This is a genomic window from Streptomyces sp. NPDC033221 (genome assembly GCF_055577005.1).
Genome location: NZ_JBVIQN010000040.1, coordinates 77588 through 85347 on the forward strand (window position 1 = coordinate 77588; position 7760 = coordinate 85347).

Below are 7760 nucleotides of genomic sequence, written 5' to 3' on the forward strand. Positions count from 1 at the left end.
ATGACGGCCGCCGCGGGCGGGGCCGCCGGAGCGCCCGAAGCGCCCGTGGTGGCCGCCGAGGAGGCGGGGCTGCAGAGCTGGCAGACGGATCGTTCCCGCGCCCCCATAGCGACCAAGATCGTGGTGGCGGGCGGCTTCGGCGTGGGCAAGACGACGTTCGTGGGCTCGGTCTCCGAGATCACCCCCTTGCAGACCGAGGCGGTGATGACGCAGGCCAGCGAGGGCACGGACGATCTGTCCGCCACGCCGGAGAAGACCACGACCACGGTCGCGATGGACTTCGGGCGGATCACTCTCGACTCCGACCTGGTGCTGTACCTGTTCGGTACGCCGGGGCAGCAACGTTTCTGGTTCATGTGGGACGACCTGGTACGCGGCGCGATCGGCGCCGTCGTGATGGCCGACACCCGCCGGCTGGACGACTGCTTCCCCGCGCTGGACTACTTCGAGAGCTGCGGCCTGCCGTACATCGTCGCGGTCAACCACTTCGAGGGGACGGCCGAGTACGCCGTCGAGGACGTGCGCGAGGCGCTGACCGTGCCGCCGCACGTACCCGTCGTGATCATGGACGCGCGGCGGCGGATCACGGTCGTCGAAGCGCTGCTCGCGCTGGTCGCCCACGCCCTCGAAGCCACTCCCGAATAGCACCCGAGCGGCCCCGTACCGCCCCCCCGTACCGCCGCCCCCCCGTACCTGGGAAGAGAGCACCACCATGCGGAAGATACTCATCGTCGGAGCCGGCCAGTCCGGTCTCCAGCTCGCCCTCGGGCTGCAGTCCCAGGGCTATGAGGTCACCCTCATGTCCAACCGCACCGCGGACGAGATCCGCTCCGGCCGGGTCATGTCCACGCAGTGCATGTTCCACACCGCGCTCCAGCACGAGCGTGACCTGGCGCTGAACTTCTGGGAGAGCCAGGCCCCGCGCATCGAGGGCCTGGGCGTCTCCGTCGCCGCCCCCGGGAGCCACGCGGAGCCCGGCGGCACCCAGCGCGCCATCGACTGGGTGGGCAAGCTGGACGGGTACGCCCAGTCCGTCGACCAGCGCCTGAAGATGGCCGGCTGGATGGAGACCTTCGCGCAGCGCGGCGGGCAGCTGGTCATCCACGGCGCCGCCGTCTCCGACCTCGACTTCTTCGCGAGCCGCTACGACCTGACGCTGGTCTCCGCCGGCAAGGGCGAACTGGTGTCGATGTTCGGCCGGGACGCCTCCCGTTCCCCGTACGACGCCCCGCAGCGCGCGCTGTCCGTCGCGTACGTGCACGGCCTGGGCCCGCGCCCCGAGCATCCCGACTTCGACGCGGTGCGCTGCAACCTCGTACCGGGCGTCGGCGAGCTGTTCATCATGCCGACGCTGACCAACTCCGGCCGTGCCGACATCCTCTTCTGGGAGGGGATACCCGGCGGCCCGCTGGACGCCTTCGCGGGTGTGCGGGACCCCAACGAGCACCTGGCGACGACCCTGGAGCTGATGGAGCGCTTCACTCCCTGGGAGTACGCGCGAGCCACGAAGGTCGAGCTGACCGACGCCAACGGCACCCTGGCCGGGCGCTACGCGCCGACCGTGCGCAACCCCATCGGCCGGCTCCCCTCCGGCGGGCTGGTCCTCGGCGTCGCGGACGTCGTCGTCGCCAACGACCCGATCACCGGCCAGGGCTCCAACTCGGCTTCCAAGTGCGCCGCCTCGTACCTCGCCTCGATCGTCGAGCACGGCGACCGGCCCTTCGACGCGGAGTGGATGCAGACCGCGTTCGACCGCTATTGGCAGACCGCCCAGCACGTCACGAAGTGGACCAACGCGATGCTGGCGCCGCCGCCGGAGCACGTGCTGAACCTGATCGGCGCGGCCGGGCAGCTCCAGCCGGTCGCCGACCGGTTCGCGAACGGGTTCAACGACCCGGCGGACTTCGAGAACTTCTTCTTCGAGCCGGAGAAGACCGAGGCGTACCTCGCCTCGCTCGCCTAGCGGGCCGATCCGGGAGCCGGGCAGCTGACGTCCTTCGCCGGGGCCGCGCCAGTGAGCAGGTAGCGGTCCACGAGGGCGTCCACGCAAGGATTGTGGTTCCGGTACTGGCCGTGGTCGCCGCCCGCGACGGTGACCAGCCGGGAGCCGCGCAGGGCACGGTGGGACCGCAGGACGCCCTCGTAGTGGGTGGCGGGGTCGTGCCGTGAGCCGAGCATGAGCGTCGTCGGCAGGCCCTTGCCGGTGACGTGGACGCGTGGGGCGCGGGAGGCGGGCCAGGCGGCGCAGGCCGCCGTGAAGGCCAGGGCCCGCGCCCCGAGCAGCGGGTACGTCGTGGTGTACGCGGCCGTACGGCGGATCCAGCCGTCCATGTCCCGGCTCCACGGAGTGTCGTTGCAGGTCACCGCCGTGTACTCGGCGAGGAACCCCGGGCTGAGGTAGCGGCCGAAGACCTTCTCCGCCGTGTCGCGCTCGGCCGGTGTGGCGGTGTCCCAGTGGTCCAGGGCGGCGAGCGCGGTGGCCAGCGGGGCGAAGCCCTCGGCCGCGTTGTAGAGGGCCTGGCTGGTGCCGGAGTCCAGCCGGTTCGGCGTCATTCGCCGCCCATTGCCCAGATCGGACGGGTGGTCGCGCAGGGCCCGGCGCCGCGCTTCCCACTTCGCCTGCACCGCCGCGGCCGTACGCCCGTAGTGGTACGTCGCGTCGCGCGCGGCGAGCCAGGGCAGGAAGTCCCGCTCGAACCGGCGCTGGAAGCTGCGCGGCTGGTCCACCAGGAAGGACTCCCAGGTGCCGTCGAAAGCGACACTGCTGTCCAGGACGAGCCGGTCCACGCGGTGCGGGAACTCCGTCGCGTAATAGGCGCCGATCATGCCCGCGTACGAGGGCCCGTAATACGCGACCTTGCGGGCGCCGAGCAGCGCACGGAATAGATCCATGTCGCGGACTGTCTGGTCCGTGGTGAGGTACGGGGCCAGGCCGCCGCCGCGTTCCTGGCAGGCCCGGGCCAACTGCCGGGAACGCCGTACGACGCCCCGCACCGCCGAGGGCGAGCGGTCCCGGGAGTCGTCGCCGAAGAACGCGTCGAACTCCTCCTGCGTCTGGCAGGTCAGGGGCGTGCTGAGCGGCAGGCCGCGCTGGTTGAAGCTCACGATGTCGTACGCGGCGGCCACCGCGGGCGACTCCTCGGCGAAGCCCGCCGGTCTGAGCAGGCCCTGGCCGCCCGGCCCGCCCGCCGCCATCATCAGGACGCCCCGCCGGGCCGCCGGTCCGGCCGCCCGGTGCCGGGACACGGAGACGCTGATGTCCGGGCCGTTCGCCGGGTGGTGCCAGTCGCGCGGCACGGTCATCGTCGCGCACTCCAGCGATGGCGCGCCTTCGCAGGCCTGCCAGGCGAGCCGCTGCTGCGTATAGCGCGCGGGAAGGCCCGTACCGCCACTGCCTGCCGCCGTGACGGCTCCCGTCGCTGCCGCCGCCGGCCCGGTGGCCGCCGGCAGCAGGGCCGCGACCGTCGCGGTCACCAGTCCCGCGACGGCGCAGCCACGCCGCCGTTTTCCCCATATCCGCATCGTCGTCGTTCCTCCCCGAGGCATGCGTACGCCCGTATGGCAGTACTGCTGTGCAGCCGTACGGGAACGATGCTGCGGTGCGGGGCCGGGCGAATCGATCACACAGGCTTCACTTGTGCGGTGGCACCAGTGCCACCCCGCGGTCGGGGCGGACCGCGCCCAGGAGCGGGTTCGACGCGATGGGGGAGACCTTGACGCGGGCGCCCGGGCGGGGCGCCTGGACCACCATGCCGTCGCCCAGGTACATCGCGACGTGCGTGGCGCCGGGGAAGTAGAGCACCAGGTCACCGGGGCGCAGCGCCCGCAGCGGCACATGCGGGAGTCGCCGCCACTGCTCCTGGCTGGTGCGCGGAATGGCGCGTCCGGCGTGCGACCAGGCCTGTGAGGTCAGGCCGGAGCAGTCGAAGGAGTCGGGCCCTTGCGCGCCCCATACGTACGGTTTGCCGACCTGCCGGAGGCCGTACCGGACGGCCCGGTCCCCGCTCGCCGACGGCTCCCGGGACCCGCTCAGCTCGCCGGAGGACAGCAGGCTGCGCTGCGCTTCGTCCGTACCTTCCTGCTCCAGCCGTCCCAGTTCGGCGAGCTGGTCCTCGGAGAGTGTCGAAAGCAGTTCCTCGACCTCCTTGAGGCGGCCCTCGACCGCGTCCCGCTGCTGCCGGCGCCGCTCGGTGAGCACCTGCTGCTCGTCCAGCGCGGCGCGCGCCGCCTTCGCCAGCTCGTTCGCGCGCTTCTCGTTGCCGGTGAGCCGGGCGACGGTGGCGGCCTGGCTGCCGGCCGCCTCCTGGAGGAGGTGGCCCTCCTCCAGCACCTCCCGCGGGTCGGCGGAGAGCAGCATGCGCAGGTACGTGGACAGTCCGGCGGCGGCGCTGCCCTGGTACTGCTGGCGCGCCAGCCGCCCCGCGTCGGCCTGCCCGTCGGCGAGCCGGGTACGCGCCCGGGCCAGCCGGACGTTGAGGTCCTGTGTCTCCTTGCGCTGTGCCTTCAGGTCCTCCTCGGTGGCGTTGTACGTCTCGGTGGCCTGTTCGGTCCGCCGGTAGAGGTCCTGGAGCCGGGTCAGCAGACGGCGGAGCGAGGCATCGTCGCCGGTGCCGGCCGCGCCGGACACATCCGGCAGCTCCAGGGCCCCGGCTGCTGCCTCGGTACCGGCCCCCGCCGCCCCAGCCACCTCTCCTGTCCCGGCCGTGGTCTCGGCCGTGGTCGCGGCCGGGTCCGGCTCCGGGACGGCGTGTACGGGGGCGGCGGGCAGCGTCAGGGCGACCGCGCCCACCAGCGCCGTCACGCAGACCGACCGTACGATCCGCCCCGGCCGGGACCGACCCGGCCCGGGCCGGGCCGACATGCACCGCTGCGACACGAACCCACCTCCGACGGACAGCTGCGGCCCGGCGGACCCGTGGCCCGCCGCCCGATTCGTTCGGATCGTGCCACGGTGGCCGTATCCCTGCCGTGGGGGTGCGGCCACCGGAGCGGTATGGTCACCCGATCGGCGGCCGACGGCGTGTCCCGGCGCCCGGAAGCGCCCCCGGCGTGCTGTCGTCGCGCTGCTGAGGTGCAGTCAGCTTCCGTAGTACGCATCGAAGTTCTTCTGGAACTCCCAGGTACCGAAGCGGTCCCAGTTGACCGACCAGGTCATCAGGCCCCGCATGCCGGGCCAGCGGCCGTGGGTGCGGTAGCCGCCGCAGTCGGTGTCCCGGGTGAGGCAGTTGAGGGCCTTGGTGACCTCGGCGGGCGCGGTGTGCCCGTTGCCCGCGTACGGGGAGGCGGGCAGGCCGATGGCGACCTGGGACGGCTTGAGCGCGGGGAAGAGGTTGTTCTGGTTGCCGGCGACCGGGAAGCCGGTAAGCAGCATGTCGGTCATCGCGATGTGGAAGTCCGCGCTGCCCATGAAGTGGTACTGGTTGTCCAGGCCCATGATCGGGCCGGAGTTGTAGTCCTGTACGTGCAGCAGGGTCAGGTCGTCGCGCAGCGCGTGGATGACGGGCAGGTACGCGCCGGCGCGCGGGTCCTGGCCGCCCCAGGGCCCCGAACCGTAGAACTGGTAACCGAGCTGGACGAAGAACGTCTCCGGCGCCATGGTCAGGGTGAACCCGGCGCCGTACCGGGCCTTGAGGGTCTTCACCGCCGAGATCAGGTTGACGATGGTCGGGGTCTTCGGATTCTTGAAGTCGGTGTCGCCGGTGGCCAGCGAGAGGGAGTGGCCCTCGAAGTCGATGTCCAGGCCGTCCAGCCCGTACCGGTCGATGATCGCGCCGACCGACTGCACGAACCGGTCGCGGGCGGCCGTGGTGGTCAGCTGCACCTGCCCGTTCTGCCCGCCGATCGAGATCAGCACCTTCTTGCCGGCGGTCTGCTTCGCCTTGACCGCGGCTTTGAACTCCGCCTCGGTCTCCACTCCGGGACACTCCGTCCTGGGGCAGAGCGAGAAGCGGATGTCGCCGGAGGCGGCGGAGGTCGGCTCGCCGAAGGCCAGGTCGATGATGTCCCAGCTGTCCGGTACGTCGGCCAGACGGGTGTAGCCGGAGCCGTTGGCGAAGCTGGCGTGGAGGTAGCCGACGAGGGCGTGCTCGGGGAGGGCCTGGGTGCGGGCGGCCGGTCCCGGGTGGCCGGCCGTGGCGGGCGGCGGCCCGGCCTGGGCGGGGGAGGCGAACAGGGCCGCGGCACCGAGAAGGCCGGCGGCCACGGCGGCCAGGGGTCTCTTGAACGGAACGCGTCCATGACTGGGGCTGCGGCGCATGGGGGGTCTCCTTGTCGACGGCGGTACGGAGGGGACGTACGCGGGTGCCGAAGGTGGGAGGGGGCCGCCCCTGCGGAGCGGGGCCTTGCCAGGGAGGCGCAGGCGCGGCTCCCCCTGGGCAGGCAGCAAACAGGACTAGACCAGTACTGTCAATGGTCCGGACCAAGACGGGAAGGGGTGGACGCTGTCTCGCCGATCGCTCAACGCCGCTTCATCCACGCCCACTTGGGCCCGCCCTGCGGCCTGCCCTCCGGGTCGTACTCGTACTTCCACCCCCGGGGCAGCCCCAGCCGCCCCACGCGCCCCGGCGCCCGCCGGTACAGATGCACCGTCGGCGGGGTGCCGTCGTCGTTCGGTACCGGGATCTCGTACGTCTTCGGCGGCTGGCCGGTCGCGCCGACGAGGACCGGCAGCACCCGCCCATCGAGCGGGCCGCCGGTGAACGGGGTGTTCTCGCTTCTCACCCCACCAGTCTCACATCGATTGACGGGCCGGTGAAAGCGCAGGTCAGGCCACTTGGAGCAGGGCCGTGCCGGAACGCGGGCCGTGGAACGCGGCCCGGGTCACAGGAGGTGGGCGGCGTCGGCCACGATCGGCAGGATGCGCCGGGCCAGCACGCCGACCGGGCCCTCGGAGGTCTCCATCGCCAGCGCCGCCCGCGCCACCTGTGCGGCCTGCTCGTCGGTGGCCGCCGTCGCGGTCAGCAGGGCGACGAAGTGGTCGACCAGCCAGTCCCGCAGTTCGTCCAGCGGCGGCTGCTTGTCCTCGTCCAGCCAGATCAGGGAGGCGGCCTCGACGGCCGTGATCCACGTACGGACCGCCATCCGCAGCCGGGGGGAGGGGGCGGTGGCGCCGAGGTGGTGCAGGATCTGCTCGGCGGCCGTGCGCCGTACCTCGTCGACGATCGCGGACGTACGGGCCGTCTCGACGACGCTGCCGCCCTGGAGCAGGGCGCTGAACCCCGCGTCGTGCTCGTCGACGAACGCCAGATAGCGGTCGAGCGCCCGGCCGAGGCGCTGCGTCAGCGGGCCGTCCTCCGGCTCGTCGAAGCAGCCCTCCAGTATGTCGGCCGCGCTGCGCAGTGCGGCCTCGTACAACTGCTGCTTGCCGCCCGGGAAGTAGCGATATACGAGCGGCCGGGACACCTCCGCGGCGGCCGCGACGTCGTCCAGTGAGACGTCCTCCGGGGCGCGCTGGGCGAACAGGCCCAGGGCGGCGGTCAGGAGTTGGGAGCGGCGCTGCTCGACGCTGAGCCTGCGGTAGGCGGGTCGGGGTACTGCTGGGGCGGTGCCGCTGCCGTTCATTCCAGCAGCGTAACCGGCCTGCCGGGAAAGCGCGGGGGTGGGTTCGGGGGCCCGGGGGCGCGTTCGTGTGCGCGGGCCCGCGCACGCCGGTGCGCCCCCGGCCCAGGGAGCACCAAAAAAAAAAAAACCCCCACCGCAACCACATTCCCCAGGTTGCCCCAACAACCCCCAAATCCTCCCCAGCTCTTGGACCCCGCCAC

6 protein-coding genes and 1 pseudogene are annotated in these 7760 nt (G+C 72.3%); 2 read left to right on the forward strand and 5 right to left on the reverse strand.

Annotation, left to right across the window (positions count from 1 at the left end; translation table 11 throughout):
* Entirely contained in the window at positions 1 to 645 is a 645-nt protein-coding gene (locus ACZ53K_RS36380; RefSeq protein ID WP_468845503.1) for a GTP-binding protein, read from the forward strand.
* A gap of 67 nt (positions 646 to 712) precedes the next feature.
* Positions 713 to 1963 carry a styrene monooxygenase/indole monooxygenase family protein gene (locus ACZ53K_RS36385; RefSeq protein ID WP_468845505.1) on the forward strand — a complete coding sequence of 417 codons (1251 nt, stop codon included), beginning with the start codon at positions 713 to 715 and terminating at the stop codon, positions 1961 to 1963.
* Here ACZ53K_RS36385 and ACZ53K_RS36390 read toward each other — a convergent pair.
* The 5 genes and pseudogenes from ACZ53K_RS36390 to ACZ53K_RS36410 form a co-directional block, all read right to left on the reverse strand.
* Positions 1960 to 3522, reverse strand: a complete 1563-nt coding sequence (locus ACZ53K_RS36390; protein ID WP_468845507.1) for an alpha/beta hydrolase — start codon at positions 3520 to 3522, stop codon at positions 1960 to 1962. The genes ACZ53K_RS36385 and ACZ53K_RS36390 overlap by 4 nt on opposite strands.
* A 109-nt stretch (positions 3523 to 3631) precedes the next feature.
* A complete protein-coding gene (locus ACZ53K_RS36395) occupies positions 3632 to 4801 on the reverse strand; it encodes a C40 family peptidase (RefSeq protein WP_468845509.1) in 1170 nt (389 codons plus the stop codon).
* Between the two features lie 276 nt (positions 4802 to 5077).
* Positions 5078 to 6094: pseudogene (locus ACZ53K_RS36400) on the reverse strand (chitinase); the annotation flags it as partial.
* 362 nt (positions 6095 to 6456) lie between these two features.
* The gene (locus ACZ53K_RS36405) at positions 6457 to 6720 is read right to left on the reverse strand and encodes a hypothetical protein (RefSeq protein ID WP_468845512.1); all 264 of its coding nucleotides are present in this window, start codon (positions 6718 to 6720) and stop codon (positions 6457 to 6459) included.
* Between the two features lie 99 nt (positions 6721 to 6819).
* Positions 6820 to 7560: a TetR/AcrR family transcriptional regulator gene (locus ACZ53K_RS36410; RefSeq protein ID WP_468845515.1), complete on the reverse strand. Its 741-nt coding sequence runs from the start codon at positions 7558 to 7560 to the stop codon at positions 6820 to 6822.
* Positions 7561 to 7760 lie beyond the last annotated feature (200 nt).